An 18,278-nucleotide genomic window follows, 5' to 3' on the forward strand; every position below is an offset into this window, starting at 1 on the left:
GCTGTGGCGCCATGGTGCGGGAACAAGGTGAGGTGGGCAGACTGATGGATTGAAGACAGGCGTTGGTATCAGAGGGTATATCTTCCCCTCTGATTCACAAATAACGTTATGTTATGACCGCAGTTAACTCGACGGCCCGGTCAAATGGCCTCTGGCTATTTTTTCTTTGATTTTTTTTTAGTGTTGGCATTCAGTAACGCGCGCAGCTTTTTTACTTCACCGGTGGTAAAAGGCTGCTCGATAAGTTCTTCGGTATGTTGATTATCAACATCGGCGGCGACATGCTCTTTGTGTACCGCGTTTTTAGCGTGGCGCTTTGCCTCGACCCCGCCTTCAACGTCATCCTCAATCGTGCCGTCCAGGCTGCGCTCTAGCCTTGCGCTGATTTCCGCACTCATGGAAACGCTTTTACTCGCGGCCAAGGACTTCAATTTTTCCTTTAGCTCGAGAGGCAATTTAATCGTTAAATTAGCTGTCTCACTCATAGTGCTTTCCTATTGATAGAAGAGTCACTAACTTAGGAAAGATACGGCCCGATGTCCACACTGTCATAAAAATTTAATATTGGCGCATCGCCTGTGGCCGGGGGTCGGCGCTGGAAAACATTTTCCCCTGGCGCTGAAACCCGGCCGGCATGTCAGTATTGATCCCCTGTTTTATTCCACGATGATTAACTCTTTGATTTGCGAGAACGTGGATGGGCCGATGCCTTTGACTTCTTTCAACTGGTCGGTATGGGTAAAGGGTCCCTTAGCCTCGCGGTAGTCGATAATGGCCTGCGCCTTTTTAGGCCCGATGCCTTTCAGCGCGCTCACCATGTCCTCAGCCGACGCGGTATTGATATTGATTTTTTCATCGCCGAAGTCATCCGTTTGGGTGCTTTTATCTTCGGTATCCGACGCCGTTTGCGTCGCGTCCTGGCCTGCGGCCGGTTCGGCGGCGTCTTCTTTGGCCGCTTCGCCGGATACGGGCGGCGTGGTCGCCGCTGCGGACAGGGTGGTGGCCGCGCTGTCGCCCTCACTGCCGCTGTCGCTGGTGTCGCCGTGCTCCGTGGCGCCGATGACCTTGATGATGCCGTCGCTGGCACCGCCGCCGTCCGCCGGAACCTTAGCGGCTTTTTCCCCTGCGCCGTCATGGCTGACGACAACGACATCGCCGGATTTATCCCCGTCCGCCACCGAACACCAGGCGATGCCCGAAAGGGCGAACAGGCTGGTCAGTAACACCAGGCTCAGAGTACGTTTCATTGGAGTTTTCATAACATGACGTCCTTGTGATTGCTTGCCTTGGGTCGTGGATAACCACACGTTATGCCGTGAGATACCGGCACGGCAGGCAGGTTGCCTTAAGGGTATTACCACGGCAACCAGGGAAATTGAACCATGCAAAAGGCCGCGAAAGCGGCCTTTGGTCATTACACTATGTTCAGTATTTTTATGAGCGTTATTGCATTTGCGCGCCGGTGCCCATCTTGATCTTGGCTTCGGTACGCAGGTTATTGAGCAGCGCGTCGAACGTCACGCCGGTCATGCCCTGGCTAAGCTGGCTGACCACCTGGCCGCGCTGCTGCTCATCAAGCTGGCGCGGCGCGACCTTATCGAGCGCCACCAGGACGATATTGCCCTGTTCATCCTCCGACATGCCGTAGGAGGAGGCGTTCGGCTGCGGATGCGGCAACGTGAAGATAGCCTGGGTCAAACGATCGTTCTGCCGCGTCGAGTCAAAGGTTTTCACCTCGCCGAAGCTCAGGCCGGCGGCTTTCATCGCCTCGGCGCCCTTACCCTGCTTGAGCGCCGCCAGAATTTTTTCGGCGTCGATGCGGGCCTGTTGCAGCGCCTTTTGGCGTTTCACCTGGTTTTCCACCTGGGCGCGCACCGCGTCCAGAGGCTTGGTGCTTTCCGGTTTATGCTCGGCCAGGCGCAGGACGAAAGCCCGGTCGCCGTCGACGGTGATCACATCGGAATTGTTGCCGGGAGCGCCGTTGACGCCCAGCAGCGAACCGCCGAAAAGCACCTGTTTCACGGCATCGGCGTTCAACGCTTCCGGTACGCTGTCGCGGGTAAACCAGTCGGTCTGCACCGCCTTGACGCCCGCGGCCGTTTCGGCCGACGCCAGTGATTCGTTATCGTTGCTGGCCGCGTCGCTGACCTTTTGCTGCAAGGCGTAATACGCGTCGATGGCTTTTTCCTGTTTCACTTTCGCCGCCACGCCGTCGTGCACCTCGGCCAGCGGCTTCACCTGCTCCGGCTGGATATCGGTCAGTTTCGCCACCAGGAAGCCCACCGAGGAGGTGATCACGCCGGACAATTGGCCCTTATCGGTCAGGTTGGCCTGTTTGAGCTCGTCCACCGTGGCGTCAGCGTCCATCCAGCCGATATCACCGCCGTTTTTCGCGGAAATAATGTCGGTGGAGCGTTGTTTGGCCAGGGCGGCGAAATCGGCGCCTTTTTGCAGTTGCGCCAGGATAGCCTGGGCGTCAGCATCGGTTTTGCTCTGGATTATGGCGTAACGTTTACGCGCCGGCTGTGAGAACTGGTCTTTATGCTGGTCGTAGTAGGCCTGGATTTCCGGTTCGCTCACCGTGGTTTTCGCCTGCATCGAGGCGGCATCCAGGGCGATATAGGACACTTTGAACGACTCGGGCTGGACATAGGTGTTTTTATTCAGGTTATAGTGGTTCTGGATCTCTTCCGGGGAAGCGGTTTGCCCGGCGAGCAGCGCGTTGATATCGAGCGTCGCCAGGCGCGCCTGACGCTCCTGGATGGCCAGCGCCATCAGCCGGTTGGTCTCTTCCGGCAGCAGGAAACCGGTGCCGCCGAGCCCCTGGATCAGCTGCTGCGTCAATAGCTGCTTGCGCATCAGCTGCGCATACTGATCCGGCGTCAATCCCATGCTGGCGATGATTGAGCGGTATTTTTCATTGTCGAAATTGTTGTTGGTGCGAAACGCCGGGATGGCGAAAATCGCCTCCTTGACCTGTTGATCGCTAACGGCAAGCCCCAGGGTTTGCGCATATTGGTCCAGCAGGGTCTCATCAATCAGCTGCGACAGCACCTGGCGGCGCATCTGGAGCATGTAGCCTTCGTTGGCGGCCAGGGCCGAGAAACTGTCCCCCAGCGACTCCTGCTGGCGGTTGCGCTCGTTTTGCACCGCCTGTTCCAGCTGGGCACGGCTGATTTGCTGGCCGTTCACCTTCGCGGCGTAATCCCCGCCGCCGCCAATCAGATAGTTGCCTACCCCGGTCAGCACGAATGAAATGGCGACAATGGCCAGAATAATTTTGAGCACGACGTGATTGGCGGCCGCGCGTAAATTGTCCATCATAGTGTGACAACACTCCGCTGTAATATGAATGAAACCTTTGCGCCGGCAGTAAGATCCGCCTTCATGCCGTAGCTCCGAGAGCTGCTGCGCGCTAAAGCTATTCCTCTGACAACCGAAATGCGCAACTGTCAGGGAAAAATAAAAACAAAAAAGGCACATCAAAAAAGATGCGCCTTGTATTCTACCCTACCCGTTCCCCTGCGTCAGGTAATAGTTTGACGCGAAAAACAGCGGTGCAACAATCAGTTGACAGCGTCTTTCAATCCTTTGCCGGCACGGAAACCGGGTACTTTGGCAGCCGGGATACTTATTTCTTTACCGGTTTGAGGATTACGGCCGGTACGGGCGGCACGCGCTCGCACCGTAAAGGTGCCGAAACCCACCAGCGCAACGTCATCTCCCTGTTGCAGCGTTTCGGTAACGGAACCAATAATGGCATCCAATGCACGTCCGGCAGCCGCTTTGGAAATATCAGCACCTGCGGCAATCTTGTCGATCAGTTGTGACTTATTCACTCTTTCATCCCCTCTTGAATTCTCTCGTCGCGGCGGAATTTTCCTTAAACGCGACAGCGCAGCTGTTATATCAAGCCTGTTATAGCATGGCAAGCCAAAGCCGGATACCGACCAGAGCCGCCAGCTACCTAACTTAACGGTACAAAAAAAGGCTGGCAAGTGGGATTTCACCTGCCAGCCCGTTTTTTAGCGGTATATGTTACTTTACGCGCTTATTTTGCCGCCGCGGTGGCGATCTCCATGCCAAAAGGCGCATTCTGCAAGGCCAGGGTCAAGACCTCGTCAATCCGTTGCACGGGGTGGATATCCATATCGTTGATCACATTTGCCGGCATATCTTCCAGATCGCGTTTATTCTCGTAAGGGATTAACACGGTCTTGATGCCGCCGCGATGCGCCGCCAGCAGTTTTTCCTTCAATCCGCCGATCGGCAATACCAGCCCGCGCAGGGTGATTTCGCCGGTCATGGCCACATTGGCTTTCACCGGATTGCCGGTCAGGCAGGACACCAGGGCGGTACACATGGCGATACCGGCGCTGGGGCCGTCTTTCGGCGTTGCGCCTTCCGGCACATGGACATGAATATCGCGTTTCTCGTAGAAATCGTTATTAATGCCCAGCTTATCCGCCCTTGAGCGCACCACGGTCAGCGCCGCCTGGATGGACTCCTGCATCACTTCGCCAAGCGATCCGGTATAGGTTAATTTCCCCTTTCCCGGCACGCACGCGGTTTCTATGGTCAGCAGTTCGCCGCCCACTTCGGTCCAGGCCAGGCCGGTAACCTGTCCCACCCGATTCTCGCCCTCGGCGCGGCCGTAGTCGAAGCGTTGGACGCCCAGGTAATCCTTAAGGTTGTCGCCGTCGATATGGATGTGCTTGACGCTTTTATCCATTAACAGCGTCTTAACCGCTTTACGGCATAACTTGGAGATTTCACGTTCCAGGTTACGCACGCCCGCTTCACGGGTGTAATAGCGGATAATGCCCACCAGGGCGCTGTCGTCGATGGTTAATTCGCCTGCCTTCAACGCGTTGCGATCGAGCTGTTTTTGCAGCAGGTGTTCGCGGGCGATATTCAGCTTTTCATCCTCGGTATAGCCGGACAGCCGGATCACTTCCATACGATCGAGCAGCGGCGCCGGGATATTCATCGAGTTGGACGTCGCGACGAACATCACATCGGAGAGATCGTAATCCACTTCCAGATAGTGATCGTTGAACGCCACGTTTTGCTCGGGATCCAGCACCTCCAGCAGGGCGGAAGCCGGATCGCCGCGCATATCCGACGACATCTTGTCGATTTCGTCGAGCAGGAACAGCGGATTTTTTACGCCGACCTTGGACATTTTCTGGATAAGCTTACCCGGCATGGAGCCGATATAGGTGCGACGGTGACCGCGAATTTCCGCTTCATCGCGCACGCCGCCCAATGCCATGCGCACGTACTCGCGCCCTGTGGCCTTGGCAATCGACTGTCCGAGCGAGGTCTTACCCACCCCCGGCGGTCCCACCAGGCACAGGATCGGCCCTTTTATCTTGCTGACCCGGCTTTGCACCGCCAAATATTCGAGAATGCGGTCCTTGACCCGTTCAAGGCCATAATGATCCTTATCCAGCACTTCCTGTGCCTTGACCAGATCTTTCTTGACCTTGGTGCGGGTATGCCAGGGCACCGACAGCATCCAGTCGATATAACCGCGCACCACCGTGGCCTCGGCGGACATCGGCGACATCATTTTCAATTTTTGCAGCTCGGCTTCGGTTTTTTCCCGCGCCTCTTTCGGCATTTTTGCCGCTTCAATCTTGCGTTTCAGCGCTTCGTTTTCATCCGGCGCGTCGTCCATTTCGCCCAGCTCTTTCTGGATGGCTTTCATTTGCTCATTCAGATAGTACTCGCGCTGGCTTTTTTCCATCTGTTTCTTGACGCGATTGCGGATACGTTTTTCGACCTGCAGGAGATCGATTTCCGATTCCATCATCGCCATCAGGTATTCCAGCCGCTCGGTAACGTCCGCCATTTCCAGCACCGACTGCTTGTCGCTTAATTTGAGCGGCATATGGGCGGCGATGGTATCGGCCAGGCGCGCGGCGTCATCGATGCTGTTCAACGATGTCAGCACCTCGGGCGGAATTTTTTTATTCAGCTTGATATAGCCTTCAAACTGATTAATCGCGGTGCGCACCAGGACTTCCTGTTCGCGCTCATCGATTTCGGGCGTGGCAAAATATTCAGCCTGGGCGGCAAAATGCTCGCCGCTATCGGACAAAGTGGTTATGCGGGCGCGCTGCAACCCCTCGACCAGTACTTTAACCGTACCGTCGGGTAGCTTCAGCATCTGGAGAATCGAAGAGACGGTCCCGACTGAAAAGAGATCGTTGATACCCGGTTCATCCGTAGAGGCTTCCTTCTGCGCCACCAGCATGATTTTTTTGTCGCTATCCATGGCTGCTTCAAGGCACCGAATCGATTTCTCCCGCCCGACAAACAACGGGATGACCATATGCGGATAGACCACCACATCGCGCAGAGGCAATACGGGGATTTCTATGCGTTCGGAACGCTCAGCATTCATAGAGCTCTCTCTTAGTTTAGCTTCCGCCAGGTTTAGGGGATTCGCAAAACTCGGCCGTTGCCAGTTTCAACAAATAGGTAATTGAGTATATGGGGGCGAATCTTTTACATTCAACAGCCGGGATAACGGAAAAACAAATGGGGGACGGAATCCCCCACTTTTTTACTTTTTGCCGAATATCATCATGCAACTGATGGATTATTCACCGGACGCCTGCTGGGTTTCATGTTTACCATAAATCAGCAAGGGTTCCGACTGGCCTTCAATTACCGCTTCGTCGATCACCACTTTCTCGACGCTGTCCTGCGAAGGCAGTTCATACATCGTTTCAAGCAGCGCGCCTTCCACGATGGAACGCAGGCCGCGGGCGCCGGTTTTGCGCGCCATGGCTTTCCTGGCGATAGCCGTTAGGGCTTCGTCGCGGAATTCCAGCTCCACGCCTTCCAGATTGAACAACGCCTGGTATTGCTTGGTCAGGGCGTTCTTCGGCTCTTTCAGGATTTGGATCAGCGCGTCCTCGCTCAGTTCATTCAGCGTGGCCAGCACCGGCAGACGGCCGATAAACTCAGGAATCAAACCGAATTTAATCAGATCTTCCGGCTCGACCTTCGTCAACAACTGGCCTTCGGACGCCTTCTGGGCGCTGCCTTTAACCGTGGCGCTAAAACCAATGCCGCGCCCGGTATCCACACGCTGCTCAATCACCTTGTCCAGGCCGGCGAACGCGCCGCCGCAGATAAACAGGATCTTGGACGTATCCACCTGCAGGAATTCCTGCTGCGGATGCTTGCGTCCGCCCTGGGGCGGAACGGCGGCGATGGTGCCTTCGATCAGTTTCAGCAGCGCCTGTTGCACGCCCTCGCCGGACACGTCGCGCGTAATCGACGGATTGTCCGATTTGCGTGAGATCTTATCGATTTCATCAATATAGACGATACCGCGCTGCGCCTTCTGCACATCGTAATCGCATTTTTGCAGCAGTTTCTGGATGATGTTCTCCACGTCCTCGCCGACATAACCCGCTTCGGTCAGGGTGGTGGCATCCGCCATGGTAAAGGGCACATCCAGGAAGCGCGCCAGCGTCTCCGCCAGCAGCGTTTTGCCGCTGCCGGTGGGGCCAATCAACAGGATATTGCTCTTGCCGAGCTCAATGCCATTAGTGGTATCACCGTTACGCAGGCGTTTGTAGTGGTTGTACACCGCCACCGCCAACACTTTTTTGGCTTTTTCCTGGCCGATAACGTAATCGTCCAGATGATGGCGAATTTCATGGGGCGTCGGCAGAGCGCTGCGTTCGCGATGCGGAGCCACCTCTTTGATCTCTTCGCGAATAATGTCATTGCATAAATCGACACATTCGTCGCAGATATACACTGACGGCCCTGCGATCAGCTTACGCACCTCATGCTGGCTTTTACCGCAGAAAGAGCAATACAGCAGCTTTCCTGAACCGTCTTTGCGCTTATCTGTCATCAGTAAACCTCTTTCTCTAGTCTTTGTCCCGCAGGCCAACCACGGCGGCAACGCGACTGCTTAACGTAAAACCGGCGTTTGAGTGGTGTTAGTCTACTCGAATGACTCAATACTGTAACTATAGTCTATCGGTATTCAGAATTACGCCGTCAAATCGCGTTTGCTTAATATGGAATCAACCAAACCGTAGTCTACCGCCTCTTCGGCGGAGAGGAAACGATCGCGTTCCGTATCTTTTTCTATCGATTCAAGAGAGCGACCGGTATGTTTGGCCATCAGTTCGTTCATGCGCGCCTTGACCTTGAGGATCTCCCGGGCATGAATCTCGATATCCGTGGCCTGGCCCTGGAAACCGCCCAACGGCTGATGGATCATCACCCGCGAGTTCGGCATGCAGAAACGTTTGCCCTTGGCGCCCGCGGTCAGCAAAAACGCGCCCATGGACGCGGCCTGTCCCATACAGAACGTGCTGACGTCCGGTTTGATAAACTGCATGGTGTCGTAAATCGACATACCGGCGGTAATCACGCCGCCCGGTGAATTGATATACAGATAAATGTCTTTTTCCGGGTTTTCCGCTTCCAGGAACAGCATCTGCGCCACGATCAGATTGGCCATATGATCTTCAACCTGGCCGGTCATGAAAATGATGCGTTCTTTCAGCAGGCGGGAAAAGATATCGTATGAACGTTCACCGCGTGAAGTCTGCTCAACCACCATCGGCACCAGGGCCATATGGGGTGCTTGTTGTTCTGTTTCGCCACTGTATGACATTATCGTCTCCTAGATAAAATTCGCTCGGCGTCTTTATATTTTCCGATTCTACTTGAGATGAAGCGCGATCGCCATGCTCAAGCCGTCGGGCCGCCTTGGTGTCGGACGGATGTAATCAGCCAGGGACGTATCATTGTCTGGGCTTTATAATCCCATCTATATAGCTAATTGGGGTATGAAACGTCCCTTTTCAAGCGCCCGCCGCATTTTCTTTAACGGTTTTCGTTATTGTCTTGCCGGCGCGGCGCGGCGCCAATCCAGTTTTAGCATCGCATCCTCTTTTAATATAGCGTTAATTACTGAAAGTTATCATCGTGAAGCACAAACCAACAAAAAGCCCGCCATCGGTTGATGGCGGGCTTTTAATGACAAACACATCGACCGGCCGGGAATACGTTGGGCCGGTCGTTTATCAGGCCGCGGTCGGCTGATTCATCAGTTCGGTGAACGTGGTGGGTTTTTCAACCACTTTGGCCTTGGCCAGCAGGGCTTCAACCGCCTGTTCTTCCAAAGCGACGTTACGCATATTATTCATCATTTCCTGATTTTTTGCGTAAAACTCAATCACTTCGCGCGGGTCTTCATAAGCGGAGGCCATTTCCTCTATCAGGGTTTTCACCCGTGAATCGTCCGCCTTCAGCTCATTGGTCTGGATAACCTCGCCCAACAGCAAGCCTACGCGCACGCGGCGTTTCGCCTGTTCTTCAAACAATTCGCGCGGCAGCTCCAGCGCCTGCTTTTCATTACCGCCGAAGCGCTGTGCCGCCTGGCGGCGCAGCACGTCGATTTCGCCGTCGATAAGCTTGGCCGGCACATCGATTTCGTTAGCGTTGATAAGGCCGTCGATCACCTGGTTCTTCACGCGGTTGCGCACGGCGTTTTTCAGTTCGCGTTCCATGTTCTTACGCACTTCCGCGCGCAGGCCTTCGATCGAACCGTCGGCTACGCCGAAACGTTTAATAAATTCTTCGGTCAGTTCAGGCAGCTCGCGCACTTCGACTTTTTTCAATACTATCGAGAATTTGGCCGCTTTGCCTTTCAGATTTTCCGCGTGGTAATCTTCCGGGAAATTGACGTCGATATCAAAAGACTCGCCGGCTTTATGGCCGACAACGCCCTCTTCAAAGCCGGGAATCATGCGGCCCTGTCCCATTGCCAGGACAAAATCGCTGGCCTTGCCGCCGTCGAATTCTTCACCGTCGATGGTACCGGAGAAATCAACGGTGACGCGATCTTCCGCTGTTGCGGCGGCATCGCTTTCTTTCCAATCCGCCTGCTGCTTGCGCAGGGTTTCCAGCATCTGGTCGACGTCGGCGTCGTTAACTTCCACGATCGGCTTTTCGACTTCAATGGCGTCCAGGCCTTTCAGCTCCACTTCCGGATAGACTTCAAACTCTACGCTGAAGGTGAAATCTTCGCCGGCCTTGTACTCGCCGGGTATATAGCTGGGCGCGCCAACCGGATTGATCTTTTCCTGGATAATGGCATCGACGAAGTTGCGCTGCATAACATCGCCGAGTACGTCCTGACGTACCGACATGCCGTAACGCTGCGCAACGATGTTCATGGGGACTTTACCTTTACGGAAGCCGTCGATGCGAACTTTCTTGGCGACATTCACCAATTCGCTTTTTACCGCTTGCTCTATGCTGTCGGCGGCAACGGTAATTGTTACACGACGCCCCAGGCCTTCAGTGGTCTCAACAGAAACTTGCATCTTGTTACCTCAAAAAATCACAGTGCTCGGTCAACGCCAGAAGCCGTTTTCAAAGAAGCGGTCATCCAGGTCCACTGACGTGAAAATGGCCTCTGAGAACCGGGAGGTCTGAGTGAACAGATACCTGTTCCCCGTCGTCGTCAGAAGCATCCCGAATACATTCCGGAAATATAAGACGCGGCATTATAGCGGCATAGAGTTTATGAGTCGAGAACAGTGCGAAAATTGCCGCATACAGAGCGCCATGGCGCACAAAATTCAAAAAAACCGGGCGTCGCGGCATGCTAGGCCCGCCGACACCGCAGCGAATCACGGCGTGTTCAAGGGAGAGCATGCCGATGGGGTCGAATCGGGCGTGGTGTTCCCGCCCGACCGAGCGCCCCATGGCGCGGTATGCCCGCCAACACCGTTCCTAAAGCAGACGTGTTCAAGGGAGACCGTGCCAATGGGGTCGAATCGGGCGTGGTGTTCCCGCCCGACCGAGCGCCCCATGGCGCGGTATGCCCGCCAACACCGCGCTCAAAGCAGACGTGTTAAGGGAGACCGTGCCGATGGGGTCGAATCGGGCGTGGTGTTCCCGCCCGACCGAGTGCCCCACGGCATGCCAGGCCCGCCGACACCGCAGCGAATCACGGCGTGTTTGAGGGAGAGCATGCCGATGGGGTCGAATCGGGCGTGGTGTTCCCGCCCGACCGAGTGCCCCACGGCATGCCAGGCCCGCCGACACCGCAGCGAATCACGGCGTGTTTAAGGGAGAGGATGCCCGCCAACGGCGGACGCAAATAAAAGGTAATCAGTTCAGGCGATAAGCCGGGTGCCCCGGCACGGCGGCGACGCGGGAACCGCGTTCTGCAGGCTGGTCCACTCTTTCAGGGTATAGGCATGCAGCGCAAGCGCATGAACCGGGCCGGCCAGTTCTTCCGCCAACACGGCATACAGGGAACGATGGCGGGTTAAGATGCGCTCGCCAGTAAAGTTTTCGCTCACCACGATCACTTTAAAATGGCTTTCCGCACCCGCCGGCACATTATGCCGGTAGCTCTCATCCACGACTTCCAGGAAAATCGGATCAAACGCCGCCCTTATTTTTGCTTCAATCTGCTCGCGAAACATTTCATTCTCCTTACTGCGTAGGCCGCGTGCCCTGCACCGTCAATTAAACTTTAGCTGACTTTTTATTAACTCATAGCACTATTATCATAAATTTTTGTCTTAAAAAGCCGAAACTTCAGCCTGGTTTAACAGTATATGGAGTGACGAAACGGTTAAAAAGACATTTTTTTGCCGAGCCCCCGCCCACAGCGGGAAAATCGGACATGACGCAATTTAGCGTGATTCAGATCTTCCCCCGGCCAGCGGCGATGATATGATGAGAGCAATATCTCTCACCCCTAATGCATCTTAATGATTGAGAAGGCGATTATGCTTAAAAAATTGTTTTTCCCCTTATTGGCCGCGCTGTTGCTCGCCGGCTGCGCCGGCAAGAGCAACACCCTCGACATCACGCCTAAAATCGAGTTGCCGCAACAGGATCCGATGATTCGCGGCGCCACCGTCAGCGTCAACGGCGCCGATCAGCGCACCGACCAGGCGCTAGCCAAGGTGAACCGCGACGGCGAACTGGTCGTCCTCACCCCGTCGCGCGACCTGCGCTTCCTGCTGCAGGAAGTGCTGGAAAAACAGATGACCGCCCGCGGCTATATGGTTGGGCCGAACGGCGGCGTCGACCTGCAAATCATCGTCAACAAACTGTATGCGGATGTATCCCAAGGCAATGTGCGCTATAACATCACCACCAGCGCGGATATCTCGATAATTGCCCAGGCGAAAAACGGCAATAAACAGATAAAACATTACCAGTCCACCTACAATGTCCAGGGCGCGTTTGTCGCCAGCAATCAAAAAATCACCAATGCGGTGAACAGCGTGCTGGGGGATGTCATCAGCGATATGGCGCAGGACACCAGTATCACCAACTTTATTAAACAAAACGCCCAGTAATTTTTGCCTTATCCTGCCCGCGTTCAGGCGGGCAGCCGCCGGTCCCGCAACGCAAATGAGACAGCAGAAAGCCGCCCATGCCTAATCACCAGCTCAGCCTCGCCACCCTCGCCCAGCCGCGATCCCTCATGTTATTGTGCCTGGGCTTCGCCTCGGGGCTGCCGCTCGCGCTCACATCAGGCACGCTCCAGGCCTGGATGACGGTGGCCGATGTCGATTTAAAGACCATCGGATTCTTTTCGCTGGTGGGGCAGGCGTACGTGTTTAAGTTTCTCTGGTCGCCGCTGATGGACAGATACCAGCCGCCGCTGCTGGGCCGGCGGCGCGGCTGGCTGGTGATAACCCAACTGTTGCTGATGGCCGGGCTTATCGCCATGGGCACCCGGGATCCGTCGCGCGATCTCATGCTGATGGCCCTGCTGGCGGTATGGGTGGCGTTTTGCTCCGCTTCGCAGGATATCGTGTTCGATGCCTATAAAACCGATCTCCTGGCGCCGCAGGATCGCGGCACCGGCGCGGCGGTGTCGGTGCTGGGCTATCGCGTCGGCATGCTGGTATCCGGCGGGCTGGCCCTGTGGCTGGCGGATCGGCTGCTGGGCTGGCAGGCCACCTACTGGCTGATGGCTGGACTGATGCTGATCGGCGTGATCGTCGCCCTGCTGGCGCCGGAGCCGGACGACGCGGTTCCCGCGCCGCCGACCCTTGAACAGGCGGTGGTGGCGCCGCTGAAGGATTTTTTCGGCCGCAATAACGCGTGGCTTATCCTGATGCTGATTGTCTTTTATAAGCTTGGCGACGCCTTTGCCGGCAGCCTTAGCACCACGTTCCTTATTCGCGGCGTCGGTTTTGCCGCCGGGGAAGTGGGGGTGGTCAACAAAACCCTCGGCCTGCTGGCCACCGTGGTGGGCACCCTGGCAGGCGGCCTGCTGATGCAGCGCCTGTCGCTGTTTCGCGCCCTGATGCTGTTCGGCCTGCTGCAGGCGGTCTCCAACGCCGGTTACTGGCTGCTGGCGGTTACGGATCGGCATATCCTGACCATGGGCGCGGCCATTTTTGTCGAGAATCTTTGCGGCGGCATGGGAACCGCAGCCTTCGTGGCGTTGTTGATGACTTTATGCAACAAGTCCTTTTCCGCCACGCAGTTTGCCCTGCTGTCCGCGCTGTCGGCGGTGGGCCGGGTCTATGTCGGCCCCATCGCCGGCTGGTTCGTGGAGCTCCATGGCTGGGCCTGGTTCTATGTCTTTTCCATCATCGCCGCGTTTCCCGGCCTGCTCCTGCTGCTGTTATGCCGTGAAACCCTGCGGTTTACCCAGGAAACCGACAGTTTCCTGCGGCGCGACGGTTTTATCGGTCCCTATCGCTGGGCGCTGCGGCTGCTGATGCTGGGCGCGGCGCTGCTGGCCATAAGCCTGCTGCTGCTGGCGCTGCAGGCCCTGGGATGGCTGGCGTCCGGGTCCATTACAGGTTTTTTGTGGGAATCAGGGGCGATGTTGCTGGCTTTGGGTATACTAAGCGGGTGCTGGTGCGATTTTATATCAATGCGGCGCGCCAAAAACGCCGTTTGAGTCGATTAAAAAATAAGCGTTGTGTTGCCGACGCAATAACTGGCGAAAAAATAGCCCGGATAGCGGGGACATATTTTTTGTATCGGAATACGATATTTTTTTATGCCAGTAATGTGACAATTTAGTCAATCTACTATTTTCAAGCGGTCATATTTGCCGGCTTGTAGTTTATTTGTCTAAAAATGCTACCGCATTGTTAATGCAATGATACTAAAACTGCGGTGTTATTCTTTCTAAGGCGGAGAAAGCGGCGGTTTGGTTTATTTCTCTCTAAGCCTTTGTGGGTATTCATGTTTTGTTATAATTTCGGTTGCCAAAGATTTCATTTGCAAAAAGCGGAAACATGTTTCTGACAAAAGCTTAAGCGTGTTTACAGTACTGCAACCTTCCCGTAAAATGCCCACACACAAGAAACGACATTAAAGCCCTTTTTTTTATTGAGGTCGTTAGATGAGACTCAGGAAATACAATAAAAGTTTAGGGATTCTGTCATTGTTTTGCGCCTCCGCCCTGCTGAGCGGTTGCGATATGGCGTTAATGAATCCCAAAGGACAGATTGGACTGGAGCAACGTTCACTCATACTCACCGCCCTTGGGCTGATGTTATTAGTGGTTGTACCTGCAATCGTCATGGCAGTGGTTTTTGCCATCAAATATCGCGCGTCCAATACCCAGGCGACGTACAGCCCCAACTGGTCCCACTCCAGCAAAGTGGAACTGGTGGTGTGGACTGTCCCGATCCTGATCATTATTTTCCTGGCGCTCCTTACCTGGAAATCAACCCATGCGCTGGACCCCAGCAAGCCGATTGCCTCCGACGCCAAGCCCATCACCATCCAGGTGGTCGCCATGGACTGGAAGTGGCTGTTCATTTATCCTGAGCAGGGCATCGCCACCGTCAACCAGATAGCCTTCCCCACCAACGTGCCGGTCAGGTTCGAAATCACCTCCAACTCGGTGATGAATTCGTTCTTTATCCCGCGCCTGGGCGGCCAGATCTACGCCATGGCGGGCATGAACGCCACGCTGCATCTGATTGCCAACGAATCCGGCTCCTATGACGGCATCTCGTCGAACTTCAGCGGCAGGGGGTTCTCCGGCATGAAGTTCAAGGCGATTGCCACGCCGGACCAGCAAGGGTTTGATGATTGGGTGGCCAAAGTTAAAGCCTCGCCGGAAACGCTCACCACCATGGATGCCTACGAACAGTTGGCCGCGCCCAGCGAATTCAATCCGGTTGAGTATTTCTCCAGCGTTAAGCCTGACTTGTACCATGCGGTGATTGATAAATTCATGGGCAAGGGCAAGAGCATGGACATGACCCAGGACAAGGACATGGACATGAGCATGAGTGAGCACTCTCACGCGGGAACCGAGGAATAACTACGATGTTGGGAAAATTAACGCTGGATTCGGTTCCGTACCACGAACCGATCATTATGATCACCGTCGCCGCCATTATCGTCATCGGCGCGGCGCTGGTGGCAGGCATTACGTATTTCGGTAAATGGGAATATCTCTGGAAAGAGTGGTTCACCACCGTCGATCATAAAAAAATCGGCGTCATGTATATGATCGTGGCGTTCGTCATGCTGCTGCGCGGCTTCGCCGACGCCATCATGATGCGTTCGCAGCAGGCGCTGGCCTCGGCCGGCGAGGCCGGCTTCCTGCCGCCGCACCATTACGACCAGGTGGTGACCGCCCACGGCGTCATCATGATCATCTTCATGGCCACCCCGTTCGTGGTCGGGCTGATGAACCTGGCGGTGCCGCTGCAAATCGGCGCGCGCGACGTGGCCTTCCCGTTCCTGAACTCACTGAGCTTCTGGTTCTTCGTGGTGGGCGTGATCTTGATTAACGTCTCGCTGGGCATCGGCGAATTTGCCCAGACCGGCTGGGTCGCCTATCCGCCGCTGGCCGGCAAGGAGTACAGTCCCGGCGTCGGGGTCGACTACTGGATCTGGAGTATCCAGATAGCCGGTATCGGCACCACCCTCACCGGCGTTAACTTCTTCGCCACCATCATGCGCATGCGCGCGCCTAACATGCCGATGATGAAAATGCCGGTCTTTACCTGGGCCTCGCTGTGCACCAACGTGCTGATTATCGCCGCCTTCCCGATCCTGACCGTGACCATCGTGCTGCTGACCCTGGACCGCTACCTCGGCACCCATTTCTTTACCAACGACATGGGGGGCAACATGATGATGTATGTCAACCTGTTCTGGGCCTGGGGCCATCCGGAAGTGTATATCCTGGTGCTGCCGGTGTTCGGCGTGTTCTCGGAAGTGGTGGCCACCTTCTCCAAGAAGCGGCTGTTCGGGTATACGTCCCTGGTATGGGCCACCATCGCCATTACCATCCTGTCGTTCTGCGTGTGGCTGCATCACTTCTTCACCATGGGCTCCGGGGCCAATGTCAACGCCTTCTTCGGTATCATGACGATGATTATCGCCATTCCGACCGGGGTTAAGATCTTCAACTGGCTGTTTACCATGTACCAGGGCCGCATCGTCTTTAACTCGGCCATGCTTTGGACCGTCGGCTTTATCATCACCTTCTCCATCGGCGGCATGACCGGGGTGCTGCTGGCGGTGCCGGGCGCCGACTTCGTGCTGCACAACAGCCTGTTCCTGATTGCCCACTTTCATAACGTCATCATCGGCGGCGTGGTGTTCGGCTGCTTTGCCGGCATGACCTACTGGTGGCCGAAGGCCTTCGGCTACACCCTGAATGAAAAATGGGGTAAACGCGCGTTCTGGTTTTGGATCGTCGGCTTCTATGTCGCCTTTATGCCGCTGTACGCCCTGGGCTTCATGGGCATGACCCGTCGCCTGAGCCAGCAGATTGACCCGCAGTTCCATGCCTTGCTGCTGGTTGCCGCCGGCGGGGCGGCGTTAATCGCGCTCGGTATCCTGTGCCAGGTCATCCAGATTGTGCTGAGCGTTATCCAGCGCGATCAGAACCGCGATTTGACCGGCGACCCGTGGGGCGGACGCACCCTGGAATGGTCCACCTCCTCGCCGCCGCCGTTCTATAACTTTGCCGTGGTGCCGGATGTCCAGGATCACCGCGACGCCTTCTGGCAGATGAAGGAAGACGGCACCGCTTACCAGAAACCGGCGTCCTACGAGCCGATCCATATGCCGAAAAACACCGGCGCGGGCGTGGTGATCGCGGCGTTCAGCCTGTTCTTCGGGTTTGCCATGATCTGGCATATCTGGTGGCTGGCGATTATCGGCTTCGCCGGCATGATCGTTACCTGGATTGTGCACAGCTTCAAGGAAGACGTGGACTACTACGTGCCCGTCGCGGAAGTGGAACGCATCGAAAACCGTCATTTTGAACAAATCAGCGAAGCGGGCCTGAATAATGTCAACTGAGATCTTACATAATCACGATCATGTAGACGCCCATGCCGGCCATGGGCACCACGACGCCGGGGCGATTAAGGTCTTCGGCTTCTGGATTTACCTGATGAGCGACTGTATTTTATTCGCCACGCTGTTCGCCACCTATGCCGTACTGGTTAACAGCACCGCGGGCGGTCCGTCGGGTAAGGAAATCTTTGAACTGCCGTTTGTGCTGGTGGAAACCTTCTGCCTGCTGTTCAGCAGCATTACCTACGGCATGGCGATACTTGCCATGAACCAGGGCAATAAAAGCCGGGTTAACGCCTGGCTGGGCCTGACGTTCCTGTTCGGACTGGCGTTTATCGGCATGGAGCTGTATGAATTCCATCACCTGATTGCCGAAGGCAACGGCCCGGACCGCAGCGGCTTCCTCTCGGGGTTCTTTACCCTGGTGGCGACGCACGGTCTGCACGTGACCTCGGGACTGATCTGGATGGCGGTAATGATGGTACAGGTGGCGAAACGCGGCCTCACCGCCACCAACCAGACCCGGTTGATGTGCCTGAGCCTGTTTTGGCATTTCCTTGACGTAATCTGGATATGCGTCTTTACCGTGGTGTACTTGATGGGGGCCATGTAATGAGTAGTCATGCAACAACCGGGCACGGCGGCGCCAGCCACGGCAGCCTGAAGTCGTATCTCATCGGTTTTGTCCTGTCGATCATCCTGACCGTCATTCCTTTTGTCATGGTGATGAACGGCTCGGCGACCAAGACCACACTGATTGCCGTACTGGCGCTGTGCGCCGTGGTGCAGATCATGGTCCACCTGGTGTATTTCCTGCATCTGGATCGCTCCTCCGAGCAGCGGTGGAACGTGGTGGCGCTGGTCTTCGCCGTACTCATCATCGCCATTCTGGTTGTCGGTTCCCTGTGGGTCATGCTGCATCTGAACTACAACCTGATGAGCCATTAACCGAGCGT

At 55.8% G+C, this 18,278-nt stretch carries 15 protein-coding genes; 6 read left to right on the top strand and 9 right to left on the bottom strand.

All coding sequences use genetic code 11. From position 1 onward, the window contains the following. Positions 1-155: 155 nt before the first annotated feature. From ACL2XM_RS15515 to bolA, 9 genes are all read right to left on the bottom strand, one after another. Complete coding sequence (locus tag ACL2XM_RS15515) at positions 156-485, bottom strand: Arc family DNA-binding protein (RefSeq protein ID WP_410016182.1); 330 nt, start codon at positions 483-485, stop codon at positions 156-158. Between the two features lie 171 nt (positions 486-656). Then, a complete protein-coding gene (locus ACL2XM_RS15520) occupies positions 657-1,247 on the bottom strand; it encodes a ComEA family DNA-binding protein (RefSeq protein ID WP_410016183.1) in 591 nt (196 codons plus the stop codon). 196 nt (positions 1,248-1,443) lie between these two features. Then, entirely contained in the window at positions 1,444-3,324 is a 1,881-nt protein-coding gene (gene ppiD, locus ACL2XM_RS15525; protein WP_410016184.1) for a peptidylprolyl isomerase, read from the bottom strand. A 242-nt stretch (positions 3,325-3,566) separates the two neighbouring features. Then, a complete protein-coding gene (gene hupB / locus ACL2XM_RS15530) occupies positions 3,567-3,839 on the bottom strand; it encodes a nucleoid-associated protein HU-beta (RefSeq protein WP_162367713.1) in 273 nt (90 codons plus the stop codon). A gap of 212 nt (positions 3,840-4,051) precedes the next feature. Next, on the bottom strand, positions 4,052-6,412 hold the full coding sequence (lon, locus tag ACL2XM_RS15535; RefSeq protein WP_410016185.1) for an endopeptidase La: 2,361 nt from the start codon (positions 6,410-6,412) through the stop codon (positions 4,052-4,054). Between the two features lie 198 nt (positions 6,413-6,610). Next, positions 6,611-7,885 (bottom strand): ATP-dependent protease ATP-binding subunit ClpX, encoded by a 1,275-nt coding sequence (gene clpX, locus ACL2XM_RS15540; RefSeq protein ID WP_410016186.1) that lies wholly within the window; start codon positions 7,883-7,885, stop codon positions 6,611-6,613. A gap of 141 nt (positions 7,886-8,026) precedes the next feature. Then, positions 8,027-8,659, bottom strand: coding sequence for an ATP-dependent Clp endopeptidase proteolytic subunit ClpP (gene clpP, locus ACL2XM_RS15545; protein ID WP_410016187.1), 633 nt, complete (start codon positions 8,657-8,659; stop codon positions 8,027-8,029). 412 nt (positions 8,660-9,071) lie between these two features. Beyond that, entirely contained in the window at positions 9,072-10,376 is a 1,305-nt protein-coding gene (gene tig, locus ACL2XM_RS15550; protein ID WP_410016188.1) for a trigger factor, read from the bottom strand. Positions 10,377-11,174: 798 nt separating this feature from the next. Continuing rightward, positions 11,175-11,489 (bottom strand): transcriptional regulator BolA, encoded by a 315-nt coding sequence (gene bolA / locus ACL2XM_RS15555; RefSeq protein ID WP_410016189.1) that lies wholly within the window; start codon positions 11,487-11,489, stop codon positions 11,175-11,177. Between the two features lie 309 nt (positions 11,490-11,798). On the opposite strand from bolA, the gene ACL2XM_RS15560 reads away from it, so the two are divergent. From ACL2XM_RS15560 to ACL2XM_RS15585, 6 genes are all read left to right on the top strand, one after another. Then, positions 11,799-12,377, top strand: a complete 579-nt coding sequence (locus tag ACL2XM_RS15560; RefSeq protein WP_410016190.1) for a lipoprotein — start codon at positions 11,799-11,801, stop codon at positions 12,375-12,377. Between the two features lie 77 nt (positions 12,378-12,454). Beyond that, positions 12,455-13,942 (top strand): muropeptide MFS transporter AmpG, encoded by a 1,488-nt coding sequence (ampG, locus tag ACL2XM_RS15565; protein WP_410016191.1) that lies wholly within the window; start codon positions 12,455-12,457, stop codon positions 13,940-13,942. Between the two features lie 450 nt (positions 13,943-14,392). Then, positions 14,393-15,325, top strand: coding sequence for a cytochrome o ubiquinol oxidase subunit II (gene cyoA / locus ACL2XM_RS15570; RefSeq protein WP_410016192.1), 933 nt, complete (start codon positions 14,393-14,395; stop codon positions 15,323-15,325). A 5-nt stretch (positions 15,326-15,330) separates the two neighbouring features. Beyond that, positions 15,331-17,325, top strand: coding sequence for a cytochrome o ubiquinol oxidase subunit I (cyoB, locus tag ACL2XM_RS15575; protein ID WP_410016194.1), 1,995 nt, complete (start codon positions 15,331-15,333; stop codon positions 17,323-17,325). Further along, on the top strand, positions 17,315-17,935 hold the full coding sequence (locus ACL2XM_RS15580; protein ID WP_410016195.1) for a cytochrome o ubiquinol oxidase subunit III: 621 nt from the start codon (positions 17,315-17,317) through the stop codon (positions 17,933-17,935). The genes cyoB and ACL2XM_RS15580 overlap by 11 nt, the downstream gene beginning before the upstream one ends. After that, complete coding sequence (locus tag ACL2XM_RS15585) at positions 17,935-18,270, top strand: cytochrome o ubiquinol oxidase subunit IV (RefSeq protein WP_410016196.1); 336 nt, start codon at positions 17,935-17,937, stop codon at positions 18,268-18,270. Before ACL2XM_RS15580 ends, ACL2XM_RS15585 begins: the two co-directional genes overlap by 1 nt. The last annotated feature ends 8 nt before the right edge of the window (positions 18,271-18,278 follow it).

The sequence above is a fragment of the Sodalis sp. RH20 genome (assembly GCF_047324205.1).
Taxonomy (GTDB): Bacteria; Pseudomonadota; Gammaproteobacteria; order Enterobacterales; family Enterobacteriaceae; genus Acerihabitans.

Coding starts and splice junctions, on each gene's coding strand:
- cyoB (WP_410016194.1), top strand. CDS start 15,331: ATGTTGGGAAAATTAACGCTGGATTCGGTTCCGTACCACGAACCGATC.
- ACL2XM_RS15560 (WP_410016190.1), top strand. CDS start 11,799: ATGCTTAAAAAATTGTTTTTCCCCTTATTGGCCGCGCTGTTGCTCGCC.
- ACL2XM_RS15520 (WP_410016183.1), bottom strand. CDS start 1,247: ATGAAACGTACTCTGAGCCTGGTGTTACTGACCAGCCTGTTCGCCCTT.
- ACL2XM_RS15585 (WP_410016196.1), top strand. CDS start 17,935: ATGAGTAGTCATGCAACAACCGGGCACGGCGGCGCCAGCCACGGCAGC.
- lon (WP_410016185.1), bottom strand. CDS start 6,412: ATGAATGCTGAGCGTTCCGAACGCATAGAAATCCCCGTATTGCCTCTG.
- tig (WP_410016188.1), bottom strand. CDS start 10,376: ATGCAAGTTTCTGTTGAGACCACTGAAGGCCTGGGGCGTCGTGTAACA.
- ACL2XM_RS15580 (WP_410016195.1), top strand. CDS start 17,315: ATGTCAACTGAGATCTTACATAATCACGATCATGTAGACGCCCATGCC.
- clpP (WP_410016187.1), bottom strand. CDS start 8,659: ATGTCATACAGTGGCGAAACAGAACAACAAGCACCCCATATGGCCCTG.
- clpX (WP_410016186.1), bottom strand. CDS start 7,885: ATGACAGATAAGCGCAAAGACGGTTCAGGAAAGCTGCTGTATTGCTCT.
- cyoA (WP_410016192.1), top strand. CDS start 14,393: ATGAGACTCAGGAAATACAATAAAAGTTTAGGGATTCTGTCATTGTTT.
- bolA (WP_410016189.1), bottom strand. CDS start 11,489: ATGTTTCGCGAGCAGATTGAAGCAAAAATAAGGGCGGCGTTTGATCCG.
- ACL2XM_RS15515 (WP_410016182.1), bottom strand. CDS start 485: ATGAGTGAGACAGCTAATTTAACGATTAAATTGCCTCTCGAGCTAAAG.
- ampG (WP_410016191.1), top strand. CDS start 12,455: ATGCCTAATCACCAGCTCAGCCTCGCCACCCTCGCCCAGCCGCGATCC.
- ppiD (WP_410016184.1), bottom strand. CDS start 3,324: ATGATGGACAATTTACGCGCGGCCGCCAATCACGTCGTGCTCAAAATT.